Here is a 25,972-nt window from a genome sequence, read left to right as displayed (position 1 = left end):
CCGAACTCAGTAGTGAAACGACGCATCGCCGATGGTAGTGTGGGGCTTCCCCATGTGAGAGTAGGTCATCGTCAAGCTTCTACACCAAACCCCCGATCTTCGTAAGAGGATCGGGGGTTTGTCTTTGGGCGAAAAAATTCGAAATCCGTGGCACCGTTCTGCCCGGTAAATGATTCCGTAGCCCGCGGCCACTGACTTTCAGAACGGGCAAGCCATCGCGGCCTGACTTGGCAGCTAAGGGAACACGAGAAAGTCATCAGCGGTCTGCGCGGGTTGCCGGACGCTTGAAGGCCCAGAGCCAGGCGCTGATACCGCGCGAGAACGACCCTCGGCTTCGAGCCAATGGCTCAATCCCGCGATCCGGGCGGAGGCATTCCGCTGTGCCTGGTTCTCTATAGAAAGGTCGCCGGTTGCTCTGCTCTTGTTCGGTAAGCGTGGTGGTCCACGTGCCAAAATTCGCCTGGTGGCGAAGAGTTCGGCACTTTCAGAGGCGACCGCCTACGGCGCTGGTATCGGTTCAATGCACAGTGCGTTCGGTTGAGCGAGCAGTGGTTACTCTTCGGCGAAACATTGCTTAATCGCTGTTTTTGCGAAAGCTTCGAAGTCTGCGAGGTGCTTTGTTGCAATGGTATGGACGATCACCCAATTGATGGCGTCGTAATTGTGGACTGCAAGGTTGCGAAATCCGACGGATTTTTTCAGGCGCTGGGCCAGCGTGACGTCCAGAAAGCCGTCTTAGACCAGTAGGTCGAAGGCCTTGCCCATCGTTTCTGGAGGTGGCTGCTTTTGTTCGCTGCGGACATAGACTGCGATATGGAAGCATAGCAGCGCGGCTCAGATTCAGAACCAGCACTTCCTGCAGGTCCAGATCACACAGTACTCGTCGACATTGCCAGGAGTCTTGCTCCGCACTCTTTCAAGGCACCACACGAGCGAATCGGGGTTGCGCTCTACGATCAGCTTATCCATCGCTGCCTCCTTTCGGCGAGCATTCGCTCAACGCAGGGCATAAAGTCCTCATTATTAAAGATGTGTTTCGACACGAGCTGCGCATGCCGTTCCGATCCGCCGATGATGCGCACGCCGTGCCGAAGTATCTGCCCGAGCAAGGGCTCGCCAACCGCTGTCAGGTCAATAAGATCTACGGCACGACCAGTCGCTTCAGCAATATCCGAGATGAGCTGTATCTGCTGGTCAGCCGTCATGGCTGCCTCGCACAGAACAGCCAAGTCCACGTGGCTATCACTGTGCGCAGTGCCAGCGGCAACCGAACCAAAAACGTAGGCCAACCTGATGTCAGAATGCTGCCCTAGCACCGCCTCAACTTGCCTAATCGTCATACAAACCTGCCATAACGTAGGGCGGGTGAAAGCCACCGTCTTGATGCCGATGAATTGCTACCAGCCTACAACGAACCTGTAGGAGGCCCGTCCCGCGGCGAACCAGCCTTCCGGCCTGTGCAGTGCCCAATAGACGCGGCAGCGCTTCGGGAATCGGGGCGTTTCACGCGCTGGCCCAGTGCGTCATTAAAGAATCTCGCAAAGCGTCCGAAAACCTATGCAGGCGGGCTCGCTTGGTTGTGGGTTCGCTGGTGTCGCACAGGTTGTTCTCGGGGCTTGCAAATTATTTTCGATCGCCTCCTAAAGCTCACCGAAACGACGCCGATAAGCTAATCGAATGCGAACTCAATGGGTGCCTGGGCAAAAGCCGGCCCGGAGTCGCAAGCTCAGGCAACCAAAGTAACTAGCGCCCTTGGAGGCACATCATGGCTCTTACAGTCAACACAAACATCCCGTCGCTGAATACCCAACGCAACATCAACAGCACGTCCAACGCCCTGAACACCTCCATGCAGCGCCTGTCCACCGGTAGCCGCATCAACAGCGCGAAAGACGACGCCGCCGGCCTGCAGATCTCCAACCGACTGACCAACCAGATCAGCGGTCTGAACGTCGCCGTACGCAACGCCAACGACGGTATCTCCCTTTCGCAAACCGCTGAAGGCGCGCTGCAGCAGTCGACCAATATCCTGCAGCGTATGCGCGACCTGTCCATCCAGTCGGCTAACGGCTCGAACAGTGACTCAGATCGTTCTGCGCTACAGAAAGAAGTTTCGGCGCTGCAAGGTGAGCTGACCCGTATCGCTGAAACCACGACGTTCGGTGGCCGCAAGCTGATGGACGGCTCCTTTGGTACTTCGAGCTTCCAAGTAGGCTCCAATGCATACGAAACGATTGATGTCACTGTAAAAAGCGCATCCGCTAGCGACATCGGTTCTTACCAAGTTGGTAGTAAAGCGAAAGGCGTGGACGCTGACGGCGGGTTAACGCGCGCTTTCGGCAGCCCTGCTAGTGCGGCTGATATCAAGACTGCAACAAGCAGTGTCGTGAGCGGCAATGGGAGCGCTGCATTTACTGCTACAACTCTGAATGTTGTCGGTGGCGGAAAATCGGAAGAAGTAAAGGTCGAGGCTGGCGATAGCGCTAAGAGTCTTGCAGCCAAATTCAATGGTGTTATACCGGGTCTAAGCGCCACAGCGCGTACCGTTTTCCAAGCCGAAGTAACCGCCTCTGCAGGCCAGGCAGCAGACTACAAGTTGACGGTAGGTAGCGGATCTGACTCTAAATCTGTAGATCTGGTCGGTATTACCTCTACCCAGAGCTTGGCTGACCAGATCAACTCGAACGCTTCGAAACTAGGGCTGAAAGCGAATGTGGACGAGAAGGGCGTGCTCACTGTCGAATCGAGCACAGGTGAGAACGTCACGTTTGGCGGGTCGAGCAACGCAGCAGGTGTATCGCTAAAAGTCCGCGTCCAAGATGCCGATGGAAACTTCGGTGCATCCACTTCAGTTGGCGAGAGCGCAACCGGCACTGCGGGTCAAGAGACCATTGTTGGTTCGCTCCAGCTGAATTCGCCTACTAGCTACGCTATTTCTGCAGCGACTACAACGGCGACTGCGAAAACTAACGACATGACACTCGCGCTGACAATCACCCCGAGCGGCACGCCTGCTACTACTGACGCAGCAAGCGTGTCATTGGCTAGCATCACAGTGAGCGGGGTAACAATTGACACCTCGTCTTATAAGTTTTCAAACGTTGGGGAACTAGCAACTGCTTTGAAAAACGACCCTAACGCGGCAGATCTTCTTCGTTTCGGTGCTGACGGCCAAATCAGTTCTAAAGATGGTTCAGATGTCGTCTTCGGGGAGATGAGCAAGTTCACCGCAGCGGGAGTGGCCTCCTCTACAGGAACCGTAGCATTTACAGCTACGCCTAAAGATAAGAATGGAGCAGATGTAGCGGCAGGAAGCGTCCTTGACCTTGCTGCGACAGGAGGAGCTCGTACTGCAGCTGGCGTGACAAGTGATGCCATTACTGTTGAAGGCAGCTACCAGCTCTTTGGCAGTGCATCTGCGAACAAAAACTCTGTTGATAAAGTAGATATATCTACAGCTGATGGTGCACAGCGCGCGTTGGCGGTAATCGATAACGCCCTAGCCGGTATCGACTCTCAGCGCGCCGATCTCGGTGCGGTGCAGAACCGGTTCGACAACACCATTAACAACCTGCAGAACATCTCTGAAAATGCCTCGGCTGCCCGCAGCCGGATCATGGACACTGACTACGCTGCGGAAACGGCCAACCTGTCGAAGAACCAGGTGCTCCAACAGGCTGGTACTGCGATACTGGCGCAGGCCAAACAGCTGCCGCAGGCTGTTCTGTCCCTGCTCCAGTAAGGCGAAAGCCGTCTGGGAAACAGGAGGAAGGAGTTTAGGCTCCTTCCTCCTTTCCGCGTTGTGAGGTGTTCAAAATGGAAACGGTCAATCTCACGTCTTTAGCAACGCCAAGCACGCCTCGGCGTGAAGTGCCGCCTACAGCGGCGCCGGTAGATCAAGTATCGCAAGCTGGGGTTATTAACCAAGCGAGCGATGATACCAAGGCTGCACATGCCGAAAACGCTCATTCGGCCGTCGAAAGGTTCCAGTCCTTGGTGCAGGATCTTCAGCGCAACCTCGATTTCAGCGTTGACGACTCCAGCGGTCAGGTTGTCGTCAAGGTTATGGATGGGGAGTCTGGGAAGTTGATTCGCCAGATACCGTCTGAAGATTTGCTGCGTCTGTCCGAGCGACTCGAGGATATGCGCAGCTTGCTGTTCAAAGCGGAAGCCTAAGGCACGATTATTGGGTGTACTTCCTGATTGCCGGCTATGTCTGGCTTTTGGACATATTTTTGACGAGGTGGCGTATGGCGGGTATCACGGGTATCGGTTCCGGCATGGATATCGATTCAATGGTTAAAGCCATTTCATCAGCTGAGAAGGCGCCCAAAGAGAGCCAGCTCAAACGAGTCGAAGCCAAGACGACCACGCAGCTGACGTCGCTCGGACAATTGAAGGGTGCGATCAGCAACTTCCAGACAGCGCTATCCACGCTCAACAGCCCATCCTCGTTTCTCGCCCGTAAGGCCACTTCCTCAGATACGGCAGTTCTAACCGCCACGGCCAGCCAAAGCGCAGTCGCGGGCAGCTATAAGCTTGAAGTCGAGAAGCTGGCTAGCAACAGCAAAGTCGCCTTGGCTGCGATGCCTGCTGATGATGAAACCAAGCTGAACGCTGGCACCTTGACTATTAATGTGGGCGGTACGGCTGCGCTGGATGTTGTCGTCGACTCGACTAATAACACGTTGGCGGGTGTGCGAGATGCCATCAACAAAGCAGGTGCAAGCGCCGGCGTCAGCGCGACCATAATTACCGATGACCAAGGCTCACGGCTGGTGCTGAGCAGTAGCAAGACGGGTGACGGTAACGACATTACCGTTTCGGCCGTCAATGCGGACCCTGCGGAAGCCAATCAATCTTTGACCAGGCTGGCCTATAGCGGCCCAGCCGTGGCGCCCGATGTTGGTGATGTTGCTAAATATCCCGACGGGGATCTCGACACCAGCTACGTCACGGATAAGGCTGCCTACGATGCGCGGATGGCTGATGCAGGCGCAGGCAAGACGCTAGCCGTCGCGCAGAGTGCCAAGTTCACAATCGACGGCCTTTCGGTTACGCGTGACAGCAACAGCGTCGATGATGTTGTCAGCGGTATTAGCTTCGAGCTTAAAAAAGAAGGCTCTAGCAGCCTGAGCATATTGCGTGACGAGGGGGGCGTTCAGGGTAACGTTAAGAAGTTTGTCGATGCCTATAACACGCTGATGACGTTTATAAACACCGAGACGAAAGTCACCACGGTCAATGAGAACGACGCGCCGGTCACTGGCGCCTTGGTGGGCGATAGCTCGGTTCGATCACTGATCAATACCATACGCTCGGAATTGGTCTCGCCTCAGGGCGATGGAGCAATACGTGCCTTGGCCGATATGGGCATCACGACCAAGAAAGACGGTACTTTGGAGATGGACGCCACCAAGGTGGGCAAAGCGATCAGCTCCAACTTCGAAGGCGTGGCTGCATATTTTACTGGGGATACCGGCTTGGCGAACCGCCTGGGTGCGCGGTTGAAGCCCTATACCGACGCTGGCGGAATTCTGGAGTCGAGAACTGGTGCGCTGCAAGAGACCATCGAAAAAGTCGACAAGCAGAAGGAAGAGCTGACCAAGCGTATTACGGCATTGGAAGAGCGGTTGTATAAACAATTCAACGCCATGGATACGATGGTGGCTCAGCTTACCCGCACCAGCGATAGCCTTACTCAGCTATTCGACAGCATGCCCGGCTTCGTTACCCAGAAGGATTGACGCTGAAACTTCGCTCGTTCGCAGCCTAAAGCTATTTGCGGAACAGTCGATAAGTTAAACAGTATCGCTAATCGCTTGGAGCCCATCATGTACGCAATGTCCGCAATGAAGCAGTATCAACAAGTCGGCGTTCAGGCCCAGGTAACCGAGGCTAGCCCGCATCGCTTGATTCAGATGCTTATGCAGGGCGGTCTGGATCGAATCTATCAGGCTAAAGGCGCAATCGAATTCGGTCGGATAGCCGAGAAGGGTGAGCTAATTGGCAAGAGTATCGGCATCATTGGTGGCCTGCGCGAGGCGCTGGATTTGAATGAAGGCGGCGAACTTGCGCAGAACCTTGATCGTCTTTACGAATACATGATCATGCGCCTGACCGAAGCTAATCGTAAAAATGATCCCGCGCCGCTTGGCGAAGTGGCCGACTTGCTTCGCGAGGTCAAGTCTGGCTGGGACGGGATCAGTGACTGATCGATTCGTGGGGGTAGCGCTCGATGCTTAGTTTGGTGGATCGGCTTCAGGCGCAAGTCAGATTGCTGCGCGAAGCGCTTGCTCGCCTCGACTGGGAAGCGGTAGCGCTGCTCGATAAGCAGTCTCGTGTTCTGGTTAAAGCTGTTGCAGCCAGCGAATCGTGGAACAACCGTGAGCTGCATCAGGGGATCAGCGAGCTATCGCACATCTACGCAGAGCTTCAACAGGCTGGTAGAGCGGAGCGAGAGCGATTGGCTGGGGAGCTGACGCGTTTGAACCAGTCGAAGCAGGTCAATCAGGCCTACAAGCCGCTGGGCTGAAGCGGTCGGGATCGATGTCTGTTTCCGGCTTTGGTGGGCTGAAGCCCACCCTACAGGTGACGTAGGGTGGATTAGCCGACGTAGTAGTCCGAGGTCCGGTTGATGCGGTTGTGGTGCCGCGGTGAGAAACGGCGCCGTACGCGGTAAACGACGGAAGCGCCTCTGGCGATTCCATCCTACGAGGAGCGGTTCACCGTGCTGCGGCTGGGTGGGCTGAAGCGGAGCGCCGCCCGGCGCACCCTACGGGTTACAGGGGACGTAGGGTGGATGGCGCCTTACCCATCCACCGCAACAAAAGCCCGGATTGCCGCGTATCAAATCTGCCGCTTAGCGGTACTCACACAAGTAGGCAGTCGCCTCGGCTACTTTCAGCTGAAACTTGCTGTTGGCCGGTACGGTGAACTGGGTGCCAGCGCCGAAAGTTTCGTAGTTTTCGCTTCCCGGCAGTTTCACGTCGAGGCTGCCAGCGACCACGTGCATAACTTCCAACTGATTCGTGCCGAACTCATAATCGCCGGGCGCCATGACGCCGATGGTAGCCGGGCCTGCTGCCATGTCAAAGGCGATGGATTTGACGGTGCCGTCGAAGTATTCGTTGACCTTGAACATTCGGAAAATCTCTAAGGGGTGGGGAAAGGGCGGCCAGTATGCCGAAGCCGCTGAACGCCGTCATCAGGTCGTATTGCGGCATGGCAAAGTGCGGAAATACCCGTCGAAACGGCTGCTATGCGCGAAAGATGAAATAAACCGCCCCCAGCAAACACAACCCGGCCCACAGGTAGTCGAGCTTCAACGGTTGCTGCATGTACAGCACGCTGAACGGCACGAAGATGGCAAGGGTGATGACTTCCTGCATGATCTTCAGCTGACCGATCGACAGCTCGGTGTAACCGATGCGATTGGCCGGCACCATGATCAGGTATTCAAACAGGGCGATGCTCCAGCTGATCAACGCGGCTATCAGCCAGGGTTTACCGTTGAGCGTCTTCAGATGGCCGTACCAGGCGAAGGTCATGAACAGGTTGGAAACGCAAAGCAGTGCAGCGGTTTGAATCCAGATAGGCATAGGACACTCCGGGGCGGTGGCGAATCCTATTGGCCCTGGATAGGGTCTCGCAAGTATCTGACGAACGCTGCGCAACGCTAGTGCCTTTTGCCGGGGCGGCGATTATGATCGCCGCCCCCGTTATTTCATTTCGGACGTTGAAATGAATTGCCGTCCCGGTTGCGGTGCTTGTTGTATTGCCCCTTCAATCAGTTCACCGATTCCCGGTATGCCTGCTGGCAAACCGGCGGGTGAGCGCTGCCTGCATCTTTCCGAGCGAAACCTCTGCGGGCTATTCGGCCTATCGTCCAGGCCTGCTGTTTGTAGTCAGTTTCAGGCCGATCGTGAGGTTTGTGGAGACTCTGAACAGGAGGCCATTCAGCTACTCGGGTGGTTGGAGCAGGCGACCGCCTAATCCCTTTGGCGTGTCAGTGGCAGTTACCGTTTCGGGACTGTTTTTCTGGCATACAGCCGCGCCAGCGTGAAGGGCGACAGCTTGAGCATGAACGCAATGGCTAACAGGCGGTTTCGACCGGCGCGGCGCCACCAGCCGTCACGTTGCCAGCGGCGTGAGCTGACCCCAAGGCCATGCTCGAGGCGCTGAAAAATTCCCTGCTGGCGCAATCCTTTGACCAGGGGCACTTCCTCGAAAAGCGGCCAGGGCGCATGTTGTCCAGCGGCGAAATAGGCCGTGCGCCGGGCGAAGATGCCCTGATCACCATAAGGCACGCCGACCCGGTTTCGCCACGCCACCAGGCGTTCGATCAAGCGGCCCTGCCAACAGTTGGTGTCGCTGAAGCGCAAGGTGAAGTAGCCTCCCGTAGCACCTTCCTCTATGGCCTCGCTTACGGCCATCAGTGCCTGACGCCCCAGATCGGCGTCGGCATGCAGAAACCAGAGGGTCTCATACACAGAGAGCGCGGCTCCCTGGCGTAACTGCTCGCCTCTCGACGGCGTTGCCGATGACCACAGCGCATCGTTGCTCCGGCACAGCGCTTGGCATCGCTCGCTGACAGCCGCATCCACTACGACGATTTGCAGCGGTATTTCTGTTTCTGACTCTGTCAGGCGCAATTGAAGAAGCAGCCGCTCAAGGCGGTCTTCGTCGTGCAGGCACGGAATGATCACGCTGATCCCTGATGAGCTCACGCTTGTCGTCCCTCAAGAGTGTTCAGCGTCTGTAGCAGTCTTCGCCTCGCTGCCCGGGGGTCATCGGCGAGCGCTTGGGTTGCAAAGTGCAGGTCCGCTTGTTCGTCGATATCGAATGATGCACCGCTGAACGAGACCGAATGGCCGGCTCGATGGCACGCCTCCGCCAGTGCGTGACCCAGCTCAGGCGTGCTCCAAGGCAGGTCAGCCAGATCCGGCCAGGGCAGGTTCGACGCCATCAGCACCACCCCGCCGTCCCGCGCAGCCACGAGCACCGTATCGCGTGTCTCCAACGCAGCGTGTACCCGCTGATAGTCAGCCGGTGTGAGCGCCGGGGCGTCGCTTCCGATGTACAGGAGCCGCCGGTGGCCGAGGCCGCGCAAGCTGTGGTCCAGGTTGTTGATTCGTTCGCCCAGATTGCCGGCAGTCTGCGCCAGACACAGAGCCTGCGGCATCAGCTGAGTGGCCCAGTCACACGCATCCCTCTGATCGGGGGCAATGACGACCGGCCCAGACCAGCTGCGCAGGTCTTCCAGTGCGCAATCCAGCAGATGCTCGGCGATATTCAAGGCTCGCTCGACGCCGATCTGCGCGGCCAGGCGCTGTTTGCCGTGGCCAAGGGCAGGCCTCTTGCAGATGAGGACCAGCGCTGCGTCGGTTGGAAGGGTTTGCTTTGTAGTCATCAAGTGGCTCGTTGGGGGCGTCGGATGCGGCACATCTCGGCGCTGCGGTTATATTCGGTTTGGAGAGGCCGCTCTGCCGATCGTTGCAGCGAGGCGTTGAAGGTGTCTTTGGATCTGCACTGTCGGGCAATCGGTGTAAGGTCCAGCGGCTAGCCGTTAAGTTTCATCCGCTGCTTTACCTACACAAACAAAGTGATGGTGCCGTTTCTGTTTACGCGGACTTGAACCGCGCTTTGCCATGGTCATTACGAATCCGCGCTGCCGCCACGTCGCCAGCGATGAAACCGCGCGACCCAGCGCAGCACCGTGGTCGGTGCATGAGCACGTTTCCATTCGCCTGCGACAAACTTGTTGGCTTCGGCCAGTGTCGGGTAGATGTGGATGGTGCCGAGAATCTTGTTCAGACCCAAACCGTGTTTCATCGCCGAGACGTATTCGGTGATCAGGTCACCCGCATGCTCGCCGACGATGGTGGTGCCGAGAATCTGGTCCTTGCCTGGCACCGTCAGCACTTTGATATAGCCATGCGTGGCCTCGTCGGCAATGGCGCGATCAAGCTCATCGATGCTGAAGCGGGTGACTTCATAGGGGACACCCTGAGCCTTCGCCTCCCGTTCGTTGAGCCCGACATGTGCCACTTCCGGGTCAGTAAAGGTCGCCCAAGGAATCACGCGATAGTCCACTTTGAAGCGTTTGAACTCGCCGAAGAGCCCGTTCACTGCGCCGTACCAAGCTTGGTGAGAGGACACATGGGTGAACTGAAAAGGCCCGGTCACGTCGCCGACGGCGTAGATGTTGGGGAAGCGAGTAGCCAGGTAATCATCGGTGGCGAGGGTGCCGTTTTTCCGCACCTCCAACCGCAACTCCTCGACACCAAAACCCTTGATATTGGCGGTGCGGCCCAGCGCCAGCAGCACTTGGTCAAACTCAATAACCACTTCGCCGTCGCTATCAAGACTGCGACAGACGAGCTGCCGCTGTCCCTCCGTGAAGCGTTCAGCGTTGTGCCCCAGACGCACATCCACGCCGTCAGCACGCAAGCCCGCCAGTACTGCGGCGCTGGCATCGGCGTCCTCACGGGGTAGCAGGCGCTCGTTGCGCTGCACCAGTGTGACCTGGCAGCCGAGACGCTGAAAAGCCTGGGCCAACTCGCAACCGATTGGCCCGCCGCCGAGCACCAGCAGCCGTTTCGGCTGCTCGCGCAGCGCCCACACCGTATCCGAGGTGAGCGGCGCAACCTGCTCGATACCGGGGATGCTCGGCACCGTTGGCCCCGCGCCGGTGGCGATGACGATGGCGCGGGTGGTGATTCGCTGGCCGTTGACCTCAACCGTCCACGGCGAAGTGATCCGCGCCTCGCCCTCAATCACCTCGACACCGAGCCCGGTGTACCGCTCGACTGAATCGTGCGGCTCGACCGTGGCAATTACGCGCTGAATACGCGCCATGACCGCGGCAAAGTCCAGTTCGGCGTCGATTGGCTTGAAGCCCAGCTGTTCGGCTTTCTTCAGATCGCTGGCCAGTCTCGCCGAACGGATCAGCGCCTTCGAAGGCACGCAGCCGGTATTCAGGCAATCGCCACCCATCTTGTGTTTTTCGATCAGGGTGACCTTGGCTTTTACGGCTGCGGCGATATAGGCGCTGACCAGGCCCCCGGACCCCGCGCCGATGACCACCAGATTGCGGTCAAAATGACGAGGCTTATCCCAACCGGCGTACACCTTGCGCGCTTTGAACCCGTCCAGCGCCTTGCGCGACAGGACGGGCAACAGCCCCAACAGGACGAAGGCGCCGATCAGGCCCGGCGAGAGAATTCCGCCAAGTGATTCCAGCTGACCAAGCTCGCGTCCGGCATTTACATAGACCAGGGTGCCGGGGAGCATCCCCAGCTGACTGACCCACCAGAATGTCCGGACGGGCAGTCGCGTAAGGCCCATCGTCAGATTGATCAGGAAGAAGGGAAAGACCGGCACCAGACGTAAGGCAAACAGATAGCTGGCGCCTTCGCGCTCGATCCCCTGGTCGATTTTCGCGAGTCGCTGTTGGAAGCGTGTTTGTACCCAGTCGCGGAGGAGGTAGCGGCTGAGCAGCATCGCCAGAGTCGCCCCCAGTGTCGACGCAAAGGAGGCCAGCAAGGTGCCGCCCAGCAGGCCGAACAGTGCGCCACCCACTAGCGTCATCAGCGCCGCGCCAGGCAGGGATAGCGCGGTAACCAACACATAGACGATGAAGAATACGCTGCCAGCGATCCAGGGGTGAGCCTGCACCTGCGCATCAAGCGCCGCCTGCTGCGCCTTGAGCGCATCGAGATTGAGGTACTGGCCGATATCGAATACGAAGAAGCCTGCCAGCAGGACCAGAACCAAGGCTATCAAGGCCACTTTGCGGCTGTTCATCCTTGCGTCTCCGTTCATTGAGGCCTGGTCGGCTAGTCCAGCCGCTTGCTATTGCGCCTTACCTCTAATCGCTCAGGCTGCCACCGCAGCTCGAGCCTTGCCCGGCGGTGCAGGCGTAGCAATGGTCACGCGTGACGATGGCGTTGCCGTTGAGGCTCGTCGTCTGCAGCAGGTTGCGCAAGTGTGGTCGGTCGCGACCGATCAGCTCGGGCATGGCCATTGGCAGGTCGAGCATCTGGTTGAAGTCGCAGTCATACAAATAGCCCTGCCAATCCACGCTGATCAGGCTGCGGCACATCAACGCGCCGAGATTCGCCGGCCGGTAGCTGTCGCGCAGCAGCTGCATGTAATCACCGAATTGGCCCTTGCTGATCAGGGTGCTGCCGAAACGGGCGATGGGTTGGTTGGTAATCGTCAGCAGGTGATTGAAACGAATGTCGAAGTCTTGCCCCAGGTGGCTCTTGTAGTCGGCCTCGAGCTGGTTCTGCGGGGGTGGCAGGCTGGGGCCTTGGGGGTTGTAGACCAGATTGAGGATGCGATCACTGCCCTCGGCTCCGTAGCCGAGATGGTTGAGTTTTCGTAGCCCGGCGATGCTGGCTTCGAACACGCCGTCGCCGCGTTGCTTGTCGACGTTTTCACGCGAGTAGCAGGGCAGGGAGGCGGTGATCTCAACGCCCTGGTCGGCAAGGAACTTAGCCAGATCTTCGTATCCCGGTTCGCTCAGGATGGTCAGGTTGCAACGGTCGATCACCCGCAACCCCTCTCGCCGCGCATGGATGACTATCTCGCGAAAACGAGGGTGCATCTCCGGCGCGCCACCGGTTAGGTCGAGTGTGTGCACCGGGTGCGCGTCGATTACCTCATGCAAAAGGCTCAGGCTTTCATCGGTCATTGCCTCCGTGCGCGTCGGCCCGGCGTTCACATGGCAATGCAAACAGCGCTGATTGCAGCGGTAGGTCAGGTTGACCTGCAAGGCCTCCAGCGACCCACGACTGATCGGGGGAAACGCCAGGGCGTTGAGAAGAGGAAGCGTGGCATGCATGGCGATCGCTACTCTTAAAGTGGTGTCCATTGGAGCCGTGCCGCGGCCCAGCGTTACAGTTTTTCTGTATGCGGACAGCGGATCGGCTTGCTCAGGTCGCTTCGGCGAACAGACTCTCGCGATCCGGACACCGAACAGCGTCTCCGGGTGGCACGAACCTATGTGCGAAAGGATGCCCTCAGATCAGGTAAAAATGCACGGGCGATGTATGTCAGAAGGTTATCTATGGCTTACCAGCCAATAGTCACCTAGCCGTCCAGCAGCGCCTCAAGGCTATGCATCGCCTCTGCAAACGAGCTGTGTTCGCCAACGAGAGCAATGTCAGCCAGCCGAAGCCGCTTCCGAGCGTGCTTCGGCTTACAAATGCCCCTGATGCGTCAGAGCGGCTTGCTGGCCAGGGGCTGCGTGGCCGGACCGTGAATGACTTCGCCGTCGGCCTGGAAGATTGAGCCGTGGCACGGGCAGTCCCAGGTGCGGTCGGCGTTGTTCCAGGTCACGCTGCAGCCCATGTGCGTGCAGGCCGCGGAGACGCCATGCAGCGCGCCGGCATCGTCGCGCCATACCGCAATCTGTTCATCGCCGCGGGTGATCACACCGCCTTCGCCCGGGCCGATGGCCTCCAGATCATCGACCTGCGACTGACTCTCAGTGCTCTGGTTGTAGTCGTCCGGCGACGGACGCTGGGGATCGAAAAGCGTCTTCCATGGCCTGCGTCCGGTCACTATCTGGCGAGCGATGCCGAGCCCGGCGGCGGTGCCGTTGCTGATGCCCCAAGCGTTGAATCCGGTCGCGATGAACAGCCCGGGCGCCTGCTCGGGGTCCGCTTCGCCAACGTAGGCCATGCGGTCGGCCGTGTCGTAATCCTCGTTGCACCAACGCCACACCGCTTCACCGACCGGCAGGTTGCTGCGCGCCCATTGCTCTAGATCGACAAAGCGCTTCGCCACGTCGCCGTCCTGTCCGGTGTTGAAGCGCGGTCCGAGCACGAGCAGCAGCGGGCCGTGTTCGTCGCGGCCCATGCGAATCGAATGAGTCGGCTCTTCGACGGCAATGAACATGCCGTCGAGGCTGGCGCCATCCTCTGGCCGGAAGGCGATTGCCACGTGACAGCGCGGTTGAGTGGGGCTGGCCATATCGATTGGCGTCTCCACCGGCAGGTGCGTGGCAATGATCACCTGGTCGGCCTGGATCGTGCCGCCGTCGAAGCCTATCTGCCAGCGCTCGTTGCGCTCGAAGCTCTGGGCGCGGGTCTGCTGGTGGATCTGCCCACCGCGAGCCTGTACTGCCGCCGCGAGACCGACGAGGTAGCTGGTCGGATTGAACTGTGCCTGATCGGGAAATTCCAGCGCACCGGTGGTCTCGAAGGGCAGGGGGGCACGGTCGAGTACACGCGCTGCAAACCCCAGACAGTGTGCCGCCTCGGCCTCGCGCTCGATGGCTTCGCGGGCGTCGGCCGAACAGGCATAGGCGAAGGCCGATTGGCGCTGGTAGTCACAATCGATCTCCAGGCTCTCTACCCACTGACGAATGCGGTTCACGGCTTCGCGGTTGACGTCGGCGTAGCACTGCGCCAGGTCCTGGCCAAAGGTGTCGATCAGGTGTCGGTAGATGAGCGCGTGCTGGGTGGTGACCTTGGCGGTCGAGCGACCAGTGACCTGCCGGCCGACGTCGCGCGCTTCGAGCACCACGACTTTCTTGCCTGTCTCGCAAAGGGTCATGGCTGCGCTCAGCCCGACGATGCCGGCGCCGACCACGACGACGTCGCATTCGCTGTGGCCAGTCGCTGGCGGAAATTCGCAGTGGGGTGCGCTGGCAGTCCAGCAGCATTCAGGTTTTGCAGATAGCGCAGGCATGGTCGGGTCTCCTCGGCTGAGTCGCATGGGCTGTCGACATTTCGCCATCCGTCGCGGCGGCGCCGGCATGACGGGCGGAAAGATCGTCAAGCACTGGGCAGTAGAGCGACCCGGTTCGGGCGGGTTCCAGACCGCCCGGCAGGCAGCCGTTACTGCGCAGAGGAACAATCAGCGCGAAGGCCGATCCGAACTAGCTATGGACTGGACTCAAACAGTGGAGGGCAAGCCATGACCCAAGGCATCCTGGTTGGGGTGACGGTGGTATTCGTGGCGGTCACTCTCATTCAATACTGGAGCAACCCGAGCTGGTGGATACGCGGCTGGGATTTCCCCAAGTTGCAGATCGGTGCGTTGTTGCTGGTGCTGCTGCTGATTCAGCTCGTACTGCTGGATTTTTCCAACTACTGGAATCTGCTACTGCCACCCGCGACGCTCGGGTGTCTGGCCTATCAGTGGTGGTGGATACGCCCATACACGCCGTTGGTGCGCTGTGAGGCCGACTGGGCCGACCCGAACGACGACGGCCTGCGGATTCGTATCCTGTCCTCCAATGTGCTCACCCCGAACCGCCATGCCGACCGCCTGATCGCTCTGGTCAGACAGTACCGTCCGGATGTATTGGTCACCCTCGAGAGTGACCAATGGTGGGAGGACCAGCTGCAGGTCCTCAGCGACGACTACCCCTTTTCCATCCGCTGTCCGTTGGACAACCTCTACGGCATGCACGTGTTCTCGCGGTTGCCCTTGGAGAATCAGCGGCTGAGTTACCTGGTGCAGGACAATATCCCCTCGATGCACGCCCGGCTGCGGGTCAATGACGAGCTGGGCGTGCGAATGCATTTCCTGCATCCGGCACCGCCGAGCCCGACCGAAAACGACGAGTCCACCGAACGTGACGTCGAACTGCTGATCGTCGGGCGCAGCGTCAAGCAGACCGATGAACCGGTGATCATCACTGGCGACCTGAACGACGTAGCCTGGTCGCCGACTACGCGACTGTTCCGCAAGATCAGCGGCCTGCTCGATCCGCGCATCGGCCGCGGCATGTTCAACACCTTTCATGCGCAGCACCGCTTGCTGCGCTGGCCGCTGGATCACTTCTTCCACAGTGCTCACTTTCGCGTCGTGCGCATCAAGCGCCTGACGGATATCGGGTCGGATCACTTTCCAATGTTCATCGAGCTGCAATACGACCGCCGCCATGCGAGCGAACAGCACAGCCTGGACACCCACGCGGATGACCGGGCGCGCATGCAGAACAAAGTCGCGCAGGAACCGGCCAGCAAGGACGATGTGCCGCATCCTTGAGCGGGCAGCGCGGGGAACACGCGGAGGCCCGTTGGCGTTAGGCGAGTGCGTATGCGCAGGAATGCCGCCCGGGGCGACAGTTGCCCCGGGCTACTGGTCGGCATAGATATGCGCAGCGGCCAGATCCTCGTAGCCACGTGACGGAGTCACATCACGCGGTGAAGTGGGTGCCTGAGGGCCGGCGTACACGGCGGGCAACATCTACCGGTCTGCACGCAGGCCGCACACGGTTAGGAGGCAACATGCAGCGTCGCGTCTTTCTTTCTACCTTGGCTGCCGGCAGTGCACTGGCGCTGACTACACCGCCGCTGTTGGCGCAGACCACAGATGATCAGGTAGCGAGCCGTTCGCCCGATTCACTGCCACGCAACGAGGGCGATCACCCTCGCTATCGACCGCCGCAACGCTTTGGACTCGGCGGCGCCATCGCGCTGGGCGACATGCGGCGCCAGATCAGCGAGGAACAGGCGCGCGCCATTCTCAAGGCTGCCTGGGAGCAGGGCATCCGTTATTACGACACCTCGCCCTGGTACGGGCTGGGCCTGAGTGAGCGCCGGGTCGGCCAGTTACTTTACCCGCGCGATCGCGACGGCTATTTACTGTCATCGAAGACCGGGCGGCTGCTCGAACCCGATCCGGGCTATGACCATCCCGGTTGGCAGGGGGTGGACAACTTCCGTCCCGAATGGGATTTCTCAGCGTCCGCTACCCGTCGCTCCATCGAAGACAGCCTGCAGCGCCTGGGCGTGCCGCGCCTGGACATGGTGTTCATTCACGACCTGTCACCCGACCACATGGGTGAACAATGGCGCGAGCATTTCGAAGTGGCGCGCAAGGGTGCCATGCCTGAACTGGTGAAGATGCGGGAGGAGGGGCTGATCAAGGGCTGGGGGCTGGGCGTCAATACGCTCGAGCCACTGCTCGACGCGCTGGACGCTTCTGATCCGGATATCAGCTTGCTGGCCACTCAGTATTCGCTGCTGAAACATGAGGATGCGCTCACGCGCGCCTTTCCTGCTTGTGCGAAACGCAACGTCTCGCTGGTGCTCGGCGCGCCGCTCAACTCTGGCTACTTGGCCGGTGGCGAGTATTTCAATTACGACCGAGGTGCGCCGGCCGATATTGCCGACAAACGCGAGCGCTATCGGACGCTGGCGCGCGAACACGGCGTCGATCTGCGCACCGCGGCGTTGCAGTTCTGCAATGCACCTGACGTTGTGGCAGCTGTAGTAGCCGGGGCGAGCAGCCCCGAGCAGGTCCGAGAAAACGTTGCATCGATAGTTGATGCGCCTGTACCGGCTGCCTTCTGGGCGGCGGCCAAGGATCAGGGGTTACTGCATGCCGACGCGCCAATACCGCGCTAACCGACGTCCAATGCGAGGGCTGATTTGACTTTTACTGATGGCCGAGCCGGCCGCATGAACTGTCCAGACGGCTTCGGGCGAGCACCCTACCTCCGGTCCGGCTCGGCGCACCGAACGTCGGTGGGCGGCGATACACCCATATCGAGCTTGAAGACGCATGTCGACGCTCTGATCCAGGCCGCCACGCCCGGCCATTCGGGGTTTCGTCTGCTGCTGTCCGGCGAGGATGCGTTCAATGCGCGCGCCGAAGCCATCACGCAGGCCACCGAGTCGCTCGACCTGCAGTACTACATTACCCACGACGGTATCAGTACACGCCTGTTGCTTGGCGAGCTGCTACAGGCGGCCAACCGCGGCGTGCATATCCGGCTGTTGCTCGATGACTTCGCCAGCGATGCGCGCGATCACCGCATTCTGCTCAGCGCCGCCCATCGCAACATCGAGATGAAAGTGTTCAATCCGCCGAAAAAGGGGCGCAAACGAGCCATTACTCGGCCCCTGGGTCGTCTGCTTGAGCTCCCTCATCAACATCGGCGGATGCATAACAAGCTGCTGCTGGCTGATCGCAATCTGGTCGTCATGGGCGGGCGAAACCTCGGCGATGAGTACTACGATGTCGACGCTGATCGCAATTTCGTCGACATCGACCTGCTGTGTATCGGCGCCGTGGCCAGCGATCTGTCCGGCAGTTTCGAGGAGTACTGGCAACATTCACTGGCCGTACCCATCGATCAATGCCTGCGTAAATCCATCAGGCGGTTCGGACGAAGGCAGCAACCTCGGCCCCTGGCGCAGGAAATAGACGATGCCTGTAATCAGGAGCCGGGCCAATGCGCGCAACTGACCGCTTACCGTCAAGCGCCACAGCTCGGCACATGGCTGGATCAATTGATCTGGGCGAAGGGCACAGCGCTGTGGGATCCGCCCGGCAAGCTTGCGACGGCCACGGTGCCCGACGAGGACGAGATGATGACTGCACCGTTGCTGCCCGTGGCGCAGGCCGTTCGACGGGAACTGGTGATGGTGTCCGCTTACTTTGTGCCCACCCGAGCGGGGCTGGAGTATCTAAGTAATTGTGCAGGTAGGGGCGTGTCGGTTCGGATTCTGACCAATTCGCTGGAGGCGACGGACGTGCCACTGGTACACGGTGGCTACCAGCCCTATCGCGCGGCTCTGTTGCGCGCCGGCGTTAGGCTGTTCGAGATGCGGAAAAAACCGGCAACGCACTCGCGCTACAGGCTCGCCGACACGCCGGTGAGTCTGCATAGCAAAGCGGCCGTGTTCGATGGTCGGCAAGTATTCATCGGCCCACTGAACCTGGACCCACGCTCGGTACTGTGGAATTCCGAGGTAGGCGTTCTGATCGACAGCCCGACGTTGGCCAGTGCTGTACGCCAGCTGGTGGCTGAGGGGCAATCCGGAACCGTGAGCTACGAAGTCGAACTCGGCGATTGTAGTCAGAGCGCCGGGCTTGTCTGGAACTATGAGGATGACCAAGGCCGCGCGCTCAGGCTCAAACGTGAACCGGCCAATCCATGGCGTCGCTTCAATGCCTGGCTGGCGCGCTTTTTAAAGATCGAGCCCTATCTGTAGTTCAAGCCGCACTCGGGAGAATCCAGCTCTCGGCAGAGCACATGTCTCTCCTAAATGATTGGAGGCACGATGCACCGTAGGGATGGACACAACCAATGGATGCGCACCGATTATGTCGTTGCCAGTTCAATTCAAAGATCAAGAACCGCTTCGTTTTATTGATCTACATTACGTTTTTGTCAGTTAGCTTAATTGCCAGCAACTAACCTCCACGCTGTTATGTCTACGCCTTAAGCAAAGCCACTCACTCAATGGAGGTAATGAGTTATATGGAAAACTCGAGAGGCTCCTTTACCAAAGGCATAGCGGCGGGCGTGATGTTAGCTGCTTTATTTGCCTTGTTGCTCATGTTGTTCGTGGCCTATACCGGCTCATACAACATCGCCGCTTCCCAGGATCATTCACCCTTCGTTCGGTGGTTGTTCTCCACCACCATGAGTAACTCAGTGGCGGCCAGGGCCGATGAGTTGGAGGTGCCTGAAGAATTTTCCGAAGCGCAGGTCGAGGCCGGAGCAGAGCACTACAAGGCAATGTGCGAACACTGCCACGCGGGCCCAGGCGTCAAACGAGCCGAGTGGGCCACGGGCTTGCTGCCGCAACCGCCGCACCTGGTCGAGGAGGCCGCACATTGGCAGCCAAACGAGGTGTTCTGGCTGGTCAAGCATGGCGTGCGTATGTCGGCCATGCCGGCCTTCGGCGAAACGCATGGGGATGCCGAGCTCTGGAATATTGCCGCTTTTGTAAAGCGGCTACCCGGTATGACCAGCAGCGAGTATGCCGCACTGGGTCAGCAAACCGGCACGCATAAGCACTAATAAAAGGAAGCGAGATATGCAAATGTCCTATTGGCGCTTTGCCGCCATGATCGCAACTTCCACCGTCGTGATGTTCGGCCTGATGTATATGAACACTTATGCCTTCGAGCATATTTTCTGGAGCGAAACCCGGGCATGGATGGCGCTTCTGATGGGCGCCGTTATGGCGGTGATCATGCTGAGCTTTATGCTCAATATGTATCAGAAGAAGGGCGTCAATATCGCCATATATATTGGCAGCATTGTTGTATTCGCCTTGACGCTCTGGGTAATTAGAAGCCAGTCCACGGTAGGCGATACGGACTATATGAAGGCGATGATTCCCCACCATTCGATTGCAATCATGACCAGCGAGCGCGCACAGATTACCGATCCGCGCGTGCGCAAACTGGCTGATGAAATCATCGCGGCGCAGCGTCGCGAAATATCCGAAATGAAATACCTGATCAACGAACTCGAGAGGGTCGACTGATGCAACTTCATATGCACCGGAGCGGCTCTCGTTCGCTCGCCTGGAAATTGCTCACGCCGCTTGCCGCACTGTTGCTGACCGCCTGTGGCGACCCTGCGCCTGGGGAAGGTGTTAAAAAGCCGCTGATGAGCGGACCGACACCAGAGGTTGTCAGTGCGCGCGAAGCGGTGGGCACGCCTGACATTCCGACGATTGATCCGCAGACGCTCGACGCTGCCGAAATCGACAAGGTGCTGGGCGCAGGGCCGCGCTGCATTTTTGCCTACACCGCCGAAAGCGCCCCTGTTGTCGCTCTTGAGTTGACGGGTGACAAAGCTGGCCAAGGCGTGATGAAGGTTCATGGACGGTTGGTGAAACTCGCGGCGCAGCGTGCCGAGGCCGGTGGTTTCGCGCTGAGTACTGATGGCATGTCGGTCAGTATCAAACCCGCTGAGATAGCGGGCGACCCTATGCCAGCCAAACTCACGGAAGCCGATATGGTATTCGAGCTGGAGCAGGGGCTACGGGTTGGCTACCGCGGCTGGTATCGCTGCACCACGCCGTGATCCCTGCGCGATAAGCAGCGATCCGCGCCATTGCCATCCCATGAGGGTCGCTTGACCCTCGACCGATCCGTGCAGGAGGAGAGCATGCTTCGCCACCTTGTGTTCGATGTAAACGAGACGTTGCTGGACGTTGCCGCGCTTGATCCGCTCTTTGAGCGCCTCTTCGATGATGCCAATAGCCGTGTCGAATGGTTCCTGACCCTGCAGGAGGGCTGGATGACCGCGACCATCATTGGCCGCTTTCAGCCTTTCGCTGATCTGGCTCAGGCCGCATTGGTGATGGTCGGGCGCCGACACGGGGTCGAGGTGAGCGAAGCGCATTGTCAGGAGCTGGTGGAGGGCATCAAGCGGCTGCCGGCCCACCCGGATGTGCGCCCCTCGCTGGAACAGCTGCGCGACGCGGGATTTCACCTGACCGCCCTGAGTAACGGCAGCTTGCAGACGCTACGGCAGCAGCTGGAGTCGGCGGGGCTGGGCAAGAGCTTTGACGCTGTTCTGTCGGTCGAGGAAACACAGCGCTACAAACCGGCAGCGGAGCCGTATCGAATGACTGCCGAGCGCCACGGTATAGCGCTGGGAGAAATGATGATGGTCGCGGCTCATGCCTGGGACATCACCGGCGCGGCGGCAGCAGGTTGCCGGACCGCGTTCATCGCACGGCCGGGCAAAGTGCTCAATCCGACCGGAAGCCAGCCGGATCTGATCGGTGATGATCTGCAGGATTTCGCCGCGAAGCTGCTGGCCGGGCGTCAGGCTTAACGGGAGATAGCACTCGGTTTTATTGCTCCGTCTTCTTGCCGCTAAAGGCGGTGATCGGCTTTTCCGCTTCCTTGTCCAGACCGCTGGCAAAGGTCTTCAGCCCCTCGATGATGGGCATCAGCGCAGCCCATAGTTCGTCGTCGTGCAGCATCTTGTAGGCGCCGGTCACACCCGGCGCTTCGTCGTGCTTGTCGTCCGGCTGGTACCGGCCAACGGCTGCAAAGGCGGACTGGAAAGCGAACACGGTCTTGTAGAACTGCGCGGGCTCGATGCGGGACAGCGCCATGCCGAGGATCGACAGGTTCTGCATGGCGTTGAGCGAGCCTTCCTTGCTCATGCCGTCCACCAGCACCTTGAGCAGCTGTTGCTGCGAGCCGGCCAGATCATTGGCGAAGCGCAGGATGCCGCCTTGATGCAGGGTTTCCAGCAGGGTATCGAGTTCTTCGCGGGCAGTCGGCTCGGTCGGGGTCGGTTTGACGTCGTAATTCAATCGTTGGGCCATCAGAATCTCTCCGGGTGCGGGGCTTGGGCGGGCGGTTCGACGTAGTCCTCGCGATACCACTTCACCTCGACGGGCACGCCATCGTTCGGTGTGCGATGGGCGTTGCGGAAGTTGTTCGACGGCAGCGGCGGCTCGCCTTTCTCTGGCAGTACTTCCAGCTTGACCGCGGTTTCCTTGTAAGCCGGCGTGTTCACATCCGGGTCGTGATGTTCACCGGTGAGCAGGTTCAACCCGGGTTTGCCCTGGTGGATGGGCATGAACAGCGTGTTGCCGGCGACCCTGTCAGTCACCGTGGCGCGCACTTCTACCGAACCGCGCCGCGAGGTCACACGTACCCATGTGCCGTCCTCGATGCCGCGCTCGGCGGCCAGCTCCGGGCTGACTTCGACGAACCAGTTCGGCGCCTGCGACCAGATGCGTGGCCCGCGCCCGGTCTGGTTGGTGCTCTGGAACTGTTCGAGCATGCGCCCGTTGTCGAGCATGATGTCGTACTCGTCATCCGCCGCTTCGGCCGGCTCCTTCCATTCCAGCGGAAAGAGCATGGCCTTGCCGTCATCGGTGTGGAAACGCTCGGTGTACAGCAGCGGTGTGGTGCTGCCGTCGCTTTGCATCGGCCAGAACAACGATTGCCAGCCTTCCAGCCGCTCATAGCTGATGCCCTGGAACAGGGTGGCGATGCTGGCGGCCTCGTCCATGATCTGGCTCGGGTGGGTGTAGCCCCAGTCATAGCCCATGCGCTTGGCGAGGTCGGTGAGGATTTGCCAATCGGGACGGCTTTCGCCGAGCGGCGGCAGCACCTGGTAGAAGCGCTGAATGCGGCGTTCGGTGTTGGTGAAGGTGCCGTCCTTCTCCACCGAGGGAGAGGCCGGCAGCACCACGTCGGCGAACTCGGCGGTGCGGCTCATGAAGATGTCCTGCACTACCATGAAATCCAGGCTTTCGAAGCCGCTGTGCACGCTAGTGCTGTCAGCGTCGGAGAACGCGGTTTCCTCGCCGATGATGAACATCGCCTTGACCGAGCCTTCATCAGCGCCCTTGACCATGGTGAAGTTGTCGTTGCCTTTCTCCAGCGACAACCTCTCTTTCGGCACGCCCCAGGCCTTGGCCCACTTGTCGCGGTTCTTTTCCTCGGTGACCTTTTCGTAGCCGGGGTACATGTTCTTCAGGCAACCGAAGTCGCTGGCGCCCTGAACGTTGTTATGCCCGCGCATTGGATAGCCGCCGGTGCCGGGCCGGCCGTAATTGCCGGTGACGAGCAAGAGGTTCGACAGCGCCGTGCTGGTGTCCGAACCGTGGCTGTGCTGCGTGATGCCCATGGCCCAGAGCAGGCACACGCTTTTCGCCTGACCAATCAGCTCGGCCGCTTCGATCAGTTTGTCTTTCTCGATACCGGTGATCTGCGCAGCGAAGTCCATGGTGAAGGGCTCCAGCGACTGCTTGTATTCCTCGATCTGATTGACCCGGGCATCGAGGAACTCCTGGTCGGCATAGCCATGCTCGAACATATAGCGCGACAGCGCCGAGGCCCAGACCATGTCGGTGCTGGCGTTGGGGCGCAGATGAATATCAGCGCGCTCGGCCATCTCGTGCTTGCGCGGGTCGAACACCACCCACTTCTGGCCCCGGTGCTTTTTTTGCGCCTTCAGTTTGGAGGCAATCACCGGATGGTTTTCGGACAGGTTGCTGCCGACCATGACGATCAGCTCGGCCTTCTCCATATCCTCGATAGTGCCGGCATCCCCGCCATAGCCGACCGTGCGGAACAGGCCTTTGGTAGCCGGGTTCTGACAGTAGCGCGAGGAGTTGTCGACGCTGTTGGTGCCGATGATCGCGCGGGCGATCTTCTGTGTGAGGTAGGCCTCTTCGTTACTGGCCTTGCTCGATCCGATGAAGCCGATGGCGTCCGGTCCGTGGTTATCGCGGATCTGCAGCAGACGATGGGCGACCAGATCGAGCGCCTCGTCCCAGCTGGCCTCACGAAACTTGCCGTTGTCGCGGATCAGCGGGGTGGTCAGACGCTTCGGGTCGTTGACGAAATCCCAGGCGAACTTGCCCTTGATGCAGGTGGAGATGCCGTTCGCTGGCGCATCGACTACTGGTTGCACCTTGAGAATATGCCGGTCGCGCGTCCACATCTCGAACGAGCAGCCCACACCGCAATAGGTGCACACGGTTTTGGTGCGTTTGATCTCCGGCTGGCGCCAATGCATGTCCAGCTTCGAGATAGCGGTGATCGGCCGCGCGCCGATGGTTTCCTCAAGCTTCTTGACCATGTCGATCATCGGCCGCTTCACATCCTGCGGCAGCGCCGTGAAGGGGCCGGCGTCGGGCTGCATGGTCTTTTCCAGCAGCGCGTTGCATGGGCATACGGTGACGCAGTGGCCGCAGCTTACGCAGCTGGATTCGTCGATCGGCTTGCCGCCATCCCACAGCACGCGCGGATGTTCCATGTTGAAGTCGATGGACAGCGTCTCGTTGACCTCGACGTTCTGGCAGGCTTCGACACAGCGGCCGCAGAGGATGCACTGGTCGGGATCGTAGGTGTAGAAGGGGTTGGAATGATCCTTGTCGTAAGGCTTGCGCTTGAATTCGTAGCGCTGGATCGGCGGATTGATCTGCGCATAGGTGTTGTGCAACGTGCAGTCGCCGGTGTTGTGCTCGCACAGCGTGCAGTACAGCTCGTGCTTGGCCACCAGCCGATCCATGCCTTCCTCGCGCGCGGCCTTGGCCTCGGGTATCTGGCTGGTGACTTCGAGCCCGTCGTGCGCTTTCAGCGTACAGCCGCGCACCAGTTCGCCATCGACCTGAACCCAGCAGACGTCGCAGGTTTGTGGCGACCCCAGCGCGCGGTGATAACAGACGTGGGGAAGGTCGATGTCATGGCTGGCTAGAAAATCGATCAGCGGGGTGTCGGCATCGCCGTTGAGTGGCTTGCCGTCGAAATGGATCGTGCAGTTGCTCATCAGGCCTCCGTTTTTTGTTGTCGGATGGGTGCGGATGGCATCCTGGCCTGGCGCCGGCACGGCCCGGCGGCTCCTGCGAATCCCAGCGCTCTAGCGCAAAGCTAGAGCGCTGGTTCCGGAAATGATTGTTCATAGCTGACTGACCGCCCTGCGCAAACGTTCCCTTCTGAACTGTGGGGTCTCCATGGCCTTTGGCACCTGGATCGCCGCTTCGATTGAACTCATGCGCCGGTGGGCGGCCAGAAACATACAGTCACATACGGATACAGTCAGGACGCGCCTTACCGGATGGCCCAGCTTTTCCCCCGCACCGCCGACATGTGGTTACGTCTGGTATTGCTCCTTTTGTCATTGGGGCTTGTCGGGGTTTTCGTCGCGTTCGTCATCCTGTCGCGCTCGTCCTATGTCACCGACCAGGGTTTCACGGTCAACCAGCCGGTGCCTTTCAGCCATGAGCATCACGCCGGTGCGCTGCAGATCGACTGTCGCTACTGCCACGACAATGTCGAGACCAGCCCGGTGGCGGGCCTGCCGCCAACTCACACCTGCATGAGCTGTCATTCGCAGATCTGGACCGGCGCGGAAATGCTCGCACCGGTTCGCCAGAGCCTCGTTGAAGGCGAGCCGTTGCGCTGGAATCGGGTGACCGAACTGCCGGATTACGTATTTTTCCACCACGGTGTGCACGTCAACGCTGGCGTGGGTTGCGCCGAATGCCATGGGCAGGTCGACCGCATGCCGCTGATGAGCAAGGCGGAGCCGTTCACCATGAGCTGGTGTCTCGATTGTCATCAGGACCCTGCGCCACGCCTGCGCCCTCGGGACGCGGTGACCGACATGAACTGGCAATACAAGGGCGACCGCCGGGAGCTCGGCGAGGCGCTCATGCGCCAGTACCACATCGGCGACGGCAACCTGACCCATTGCTACACATGCCATAGGTAGGCC

General features: G+C 59.7%; 24 protein-coding genes, 1 rRNA gene and 2 pseudogenes. 16 read left to right on the top strand and 11 right to left on the bottom strand.

Annotated elements, in window-relative coordinates; translation table 11 throughout:
- Positions 1-77 (top strand): 5S ribosomal RNA (gene rrf / locus CXK96_RS21165); the annotation flags it as partial.
- A 475-nt stretch (positions 78-552) separates the two neighbouring features.
- On the opposite strand, the gene CXK96_RS21160 is transcribed toward rrf, so the two are convergent.
- Together CXK96_RS21160 and mntA are read right to left on the bottom strand one after the other, a co-directional pair.
- Entirely contained in the window at positions 553-726 is a 174-nt protein-coding gene (locus tag CXK96_RS21160) for a DUF86 domain-containing protein (RefSeq protein WP_197675253.1), read from the bottom strand.
- Between the two features lie 230 nt (positions 727-956).
- Positions 957-1,340 carry a type VII toxin-antitoxin system MntA family adenylyltransferase antitoxin gene (gene mntA / locus CXK96_RS21155; RefSeq protein ID WP_102835522.1) on the bottom strand — a complete coding sequence of 128 codons (384 nt, stop codon included), beginning with the start codon at positions 1,338-1,340 and terminating at the stop codon, positions 957-959.
- Positions 1,341-1,765: 425 nt separating this feature from the next.
- Between mntA and CXK96_RS21150 the strand changes: the two are divergent.
- The 6 genes and pseudogenes from CXK96_RS21150 to CXK96_RS05595 form a co-directional block, all read left to right on the top strand.
- Positions 1,766-2,740, top strand: a pseudogene (locus CXK96_RS21150) (flagellin hook IN motif-containing protein); the annotation flags it as partial.
- Positions 2,741-3,397: 657 nt separating this feature from the next.
- Positions 3,398-3,742 (top strand): annotated as a pseudogene (locus CXK96_RS21145) (flagellin); the annotation flags it as partial.
- A 74-nt stretch (positions 3,743-3,816) separates the two neighbouring features.
- Entirely contained in the window at positions 3,817-4,176 is a 360-nt protein-coding gene (locus tag CXK96_RS05610) for a flagellar protein FlaG (protein ID WP_102835521.1), read from the top strand.
- A 14-nt stretch (positions 4,177-4,190) separates the two neighbouring features.
- Positions 4,191-5,747 carry a flagellar filament capping protein FliD gene (gene fliD, locus CXK96_RS05605; RefSeq protein ID WP_336442434.1) on the top strand — a complete coding sequence of 519 codons (1,557 nt, stop codon included), beginning with the start codon at positions 4,191-4,193 and terminating at the stop codon, positions 5,745-5,747.
- Between the two features lie 87 nt (positions 5,748-5,834).
- The gene (gene fliS / locus CXK96_RS05600; protein ID WP_102835482.1) at positions 5,835-6,215 is read left to right on the top strand and encodes a flagellar export chaperone FliS; all 381 of its coding nucleotides are present in this window, start codon (positions 5,835-5,837) and stop codon (positions 6,213-6,215) included.
- A 23-nt stretch (positions 6,216-6,238) separates the two neighbouring features.
- Positions 6,239-6,535: a flagellar protein FliT gene (locus tag CXK96_RS05595; protein ID WP_102835481.1), complete on the top strand. Its 297-nt coding sequence runs from the start codon at positions 6,239-6,241 to the stop codon at positions 6,533-6,535.
- A 327-nt stretch (positions 6,536-6,862) separates the two neighbouring features.
- On the opposite strand, the gene CXK96_RS05590 is transcribed toward CXK96_RS05595, so the two are convergent.
- Both CXK96_RS05590 and CXK96_RS05585 read right to left on the bottom strand, forming a co-directional pair.
- A complete protein-coding gene (locus tag CXK96_RS05590; RefSeq protein WP_019339364.1) occupies positions 6,863-7,144 on the bottom strand; it encodes a pyrimidine/purine nucleoside phosphorylase in 282 nt (93 codons plus the stop codon).
- 115 nt (positions 7,145-7,259) lie between these two features.
- Positions 7,260-7,601, bottom strand: coding sequence for a DMT family protein (locus tag CXK96_RS05585; protein ID WP_102835480.1), 342 nt, complete (start codon positions 7,599-7,601; stop codon positions 7,260-7,262).
- Between the two features lie 142 nt (positions 7,602-7,743).
- Between CXK96_RS05585 and CXK96_RS05580 the strand changes: the two genes are divergently transcribed.
- A complete protein-coding gene (locus tag CXK96_RS05580; protein ID WP_102835479.1) occupies positions 7,744-7,995 on the top strand; it encodes a YkgJ family cysteine cluster protein in 252 nt (83 codons plus the stop codon).
- Between the two features lie 23 nt (positions 7,996-8,018).
- On the opposite strand, the gene CXK96_RS05575 is transcribed toward CXK96_RS05580, so the two are convergent.
- From CXK96_RS05575 to CXK96_RS05555, 5 genes are all read right to left on the bottom strand, one after another.
- Complete coding sequence (locus CXK96_RS05575) at positions 8,019-8,729, bottom strand: hypothetical protein (RefSeq protein WP_219807519.1); 711 nt, start codon at positions 8,727-8,729, stop codon at positions 8,019-8,021.
- On the bottom strand, positions 8,726-9,412 hold the full coding sequence (locus CXK96_RS05570) for a DUF2064 domain-containing protein (RefSeq protein ID WP_102835478.1): 687 nt from the start codon (positions 9,410-9,412) through the stop codon (positions 8,726-8,728). The genes CXK96_RS05575 and CXK96_RS05570 overlap by 4 nt, the downstream gene beginning before the upstream one ends.
- Before the next feature lie 245 nt (positions 9,413-9,657).
- Positions 9,658-11,808, bottom strand: coding sequence for an FAD-dependent oxidoreductase (locus CXK96_RS05565; RefSeq protein ID WP_102835477.1), 2,151 nt, complete (start codon positions 11,806-11,808; stop codon positions 9,658-9,660).
- Between the two features lie 64 nt (positions 11,809-11,872).
- Complete coding sequence (arsS, locus tag CXK96_RS05560) at positions 11,873-12,880, bottom strand: arsenosugar biosynthesis radical SAM (seleno)protein ArsS (RefSeq protein ID WP_258005596.1); 1,008 nt, start codon at positions 12,878-12,880, stop codon at positions 11,873-11,875.
- Between the two features lie 347 nt (positions 12,881-13,227).
- On the bottom strand, positions 13,228-14,703 hold the full coding sequence (locus CXK96_RS05555; RefSeq protein ID WP_102835475.1) for an FAD-dependent oxidoreductase: 1,476 nt from the start codon (positions 14,701-14,703) through the stop codon (positions 13,228-13,230).
- 228 nt (positions 14,704-14,931) lie between these two features.
- Between CXK96_RS05555 and CXK96_RS05550 the strand changes: the two genes are divergently transcribed.
- The 7 genes from CXK96_RS05550 to CXK96_RS05520 all read left to right on the top strand — a co-directional run bounded on the left by CXK96_RS05550 (position 14,932) and on the right by CXK96_RS05520 (position 21,559).
- A complete protein-coding gene (locus tag CXK96_RS05550) occupies positions 14,932-16,011 on the top strand; it encodes an endonuclease/exonuclease/phosphatase family protein (protein WP_102835474.1) in 1,080 nt (359 codons plus the stop codon).
- Positions 16,012-16,253: 242 nt separating this feature from the next.
- On the top strand, positions 16,254-17,375 hold the full coding sequence (locus CXK96_RS05545) for an aldo/keto reductase (protein ID WP_102835473.1): 1,122 nt from the start codon (positions 16,254-16,256) through the stop codon (positions 17,373-17,375).
- Between the two features lie 54 nt (positions 17,376-17,429).
- Positions 17,430-18,968 (top strand): phospholipase D-like domain-containing protein, encoded by a 1,539-nt coding sequence (locus CXK96_RS05540; protein ID WP_102835472.1) that lies wholly within the window; start codon positions 17,430-17,432, stop codon positions 18,966-18,968.
- 260 nt (positions 18,969-19,228) lie between these two features.
- Entirely contained in the window at positions 19,229-19,783 is a 555-nt protein-coding gene (locus CXK96_RS05535) for a c-type cytochrome (protein ID WP_256061596.1), read from the top strand.
- Positions 19,784-19,799: 16 nt separating this feature from the next.
- Entirely contained in the window at positions 19,800-20,255 is a 456-nt protein-coding gene (locus CXK96_RS05530) for a DUF305 domain-containing protein (protein WP_102835470.1), read from the top strand.
- Entirely contained in the window at positions 20,255-20,800 is a 546-nt protein-coding gene (locus CXK96_RS05525; RefSeq protein ID WP_102835469.1) for a hypothetical protein, read from the top strand. The genes CXK96_RS05530 and CXK96_RS05525 overlap by 1 nt, the downstream gene beginning before the upstream one ends.
- Positions 20,801-20,884: 84 nt before the next feature.
- Positions 20,885-21,559, top strand: a complete 675-nt coding sequence (locus CXK96_RS05520) for a haloacid dehalogenase type II (RefSeq protein ID WP_102835468.1) — start codon at positions 20,885-20,887, stop codon at positions 21,557-21,559.
- 19 nt (positions 21,560-21,578) lie between these two features.
- Here CXK96_RS05520 and CXK96_RS05515 read toward each other — a convergent pair whose 3' ends face one another.
- Together CXK96_RS05515 and fdhF are read right to left on the bottom strand one after the other, a co-directional pair.
- On the bottom strand, positions 21,579-22,061 hold the full coding sequence (locus tag CXK96_RS05515) for a hypothetical protein (protein WP_102835467.1): 483 nt from the start codon (positions 22,059-22,061) through the stop codon (positions 21,579-21,581).
- Positions 22,061-25,024 (bottom strand): formate dehydrogenase subunit alpha, encoded by a 2,964-nt coding sequence (gene fdhF / locus CXK96_RS05510; RefSeq protein ID WP_102835466.1) that lies wholly within the window; start codon positions 25,022-25,024, stop codon positions 22,061-22,063. Before fdhF ends, CXK96_RS05515 begins: the two co-directional genes overlap by 1 nt.
- A gap of 288 nt (positions 25,025-25,312) precedes the next feature.
- Between fdhF and CXK96_RS05505 the strand changes: the two genes are divergently transcribed.
- Complete coding sequence (locus CXK96_RS05505; protein ID WP_102835465.1) at positions 25,313-25,969, top strand: cytochrome c3 family protein; 657 nt, start codon at positions 25,313-25,315, stop codon at positions 25,967-25,969.
- The last annotated feature ends 3 nt before the right edge of the window (positions 25,970-25,972 follow it).

The organism is Stutzerimonas stutzeri (genome assembly GCF_002890895.1).
Classification (GTDB): domain Bacteria; phylum Pseudomonadota; class Gammaproteobacteria; order Pseudomonadales; family Pseudomonadaceae; genus Stutzerimonas; species Stutzerimonas stutzeri_AB.
This window is presented reverse-complemented; position numbering and strand designations above follow the sequence as displayed.

Excerpts from the sequence above, each read along its gene's own strand:
- CXK96_RS05570 (WP_102835478.1), bottom strand. The coding sequence starts at position 9,412 with ATGACTACAAAGCAAACCCTTCCAACCGACGCAGCGCTGGTCCTCATC.
- CXK96_RS05610 (WP_102835521.1), top strand. The coding sequence starts at position 3,817 with ATGGAAACGGTCAATCTCACGTCTTTAGCAACGCCAAGCACGCCTCGG.
- arsS (WP_258005596.1), bottom strand. The coding sequence starts at position 12,880 with ATGGACACCACTTTAAGAGTAGCGATCGCCATGCATGCCACGCTTCCT.
- mntA (WP_102835522.1), bottom strand. The coding sequence starts at position 1,340 with ATGACGATTAGGCAAGTTGAGGCGGTGCTAGGGCAGCATTCTGACATC.
- CXK96_RS05515 (WP_102835467.1), bottom strand. The coding sequence starts at position 22,061 with ATGGCCCAACGATTGAATTACGACGTCAAACCGACCCCGACCGAGCCG.
- CXK96_RS05535 (WP_256061596.1), top strand. The coding sequence starts at position 19,229 with ATGAGTTATATGGAAAACTCGAGAGGCTCCTTTACCAAAGGCATAGCG.
- CXK96_RS05580 (WP_102835479.1), top strand. The coding sequence starts at position 7,744 with ATGAATTGCCGTCCCGGTTGCGGTGCTTGTTGTATTGCCCCTTCAATC.
- CXK96_RS05585 (WP_102835480.1), bottom strand. The coding sequence starts at position 7,601 with ATGCCTATCTGGATTCAAACCGCTGCACTGCTTTGCGTTTCCAACCTG.
- fliS (WP_102835482.1), top strand. The coding sequence starts at position 5,835 with ATGTACGCAATGTCCGCAATGAAGCAGTATCAACAAGTCGGCGTTCAG.
- CXK96_RS05595 (WP_102835481.1), top strand. The coding sequence starts at position 6,239 with ATGCTTAGTTTGGTGGATCGGCTTCAGGCGCAAGTCAGATTGCTGCGC.
- CXK96_RS05550 (WP_102835474.1), top strand. The coding sequence starts at position 14,932 with ATGACCCAAGGCATCCTGGTTGGGGTGACGGTGGTATTCGTGGCGGTC.
- CXK96_RS05545 (WP_102835473.1), top strand. The coding sequence starts at position 16,254 with ATGCAGCGTCGCGTCTTTCTTTCTACCTTGGCTGCCGGCAGTGCACTG.
- CXK96_RS05525 (WP_102835469.1), top strand. The coding sequence starts at position 20,255 with ATGCAACTTCATATGCACCGGAGCGGCTCTCGTTCGCTCGCCTGGAAA.
- CXK96_RS05565 (WP_102835477.1), bottom strand. The coding sequence starts at position 11,808 with ATGAACAGCCGCAAAGTGGCCTTGATAGCCTTGGTTCTGGTCCTGCTG.
- CXK96_RS05590 (WP_019339364.1), bottom strand. The coding sequence starts at position 7,144 with ATGTTCAAGGTCAACGAATACTTCGACGGCACCGTCAAATCCATCGCC.
- CXK96_RS05530 (WP_102835470.1), top strand. The coding sequence starts at position 19,800 with ATGCAAATGTCCTATTGGCGCTTTGCCGCCATGATCGCAACTTCCACC.
- CXK96_RS05505 (WP_102835465.1), top strand. The coding sequence starts at position 25,313 with ATGGCCCAGCTTTTCCCCCGCACCGCCGACATGTGGTTACGTCTGGTA.
- CXK96_RS05540 (WP_102835472.1), top strand. The coding sequence starts at position 17,430 with ATGAACTGTCCAGACGGCTTCGGGCGAGCACCCTACCTCCGGTCCGGC.
- CXK96_RS05555 (WP_102835475.1), bottom strand. The coding sequence starts at position 14,703 with ATGCCTGCGCTATCTGCAAAACCTGAATGCTGCTGGACTGCCAGCGCA.
- CXK96_RS05520 (WP_102835468.1), top strand. The coding sequence starts at position 20,885 with ATGCTTCGCCACCTTGTGTTCGATGTAAACGAGACGTTGCTGGACGTT.
- fdhF (WP_102835466.1), bottom strand. The coding sequence starts at position 25,024 with ATGAGCAACTGCACGATCCATTTCGACGGCAAGCCACTCAACGGCGAT.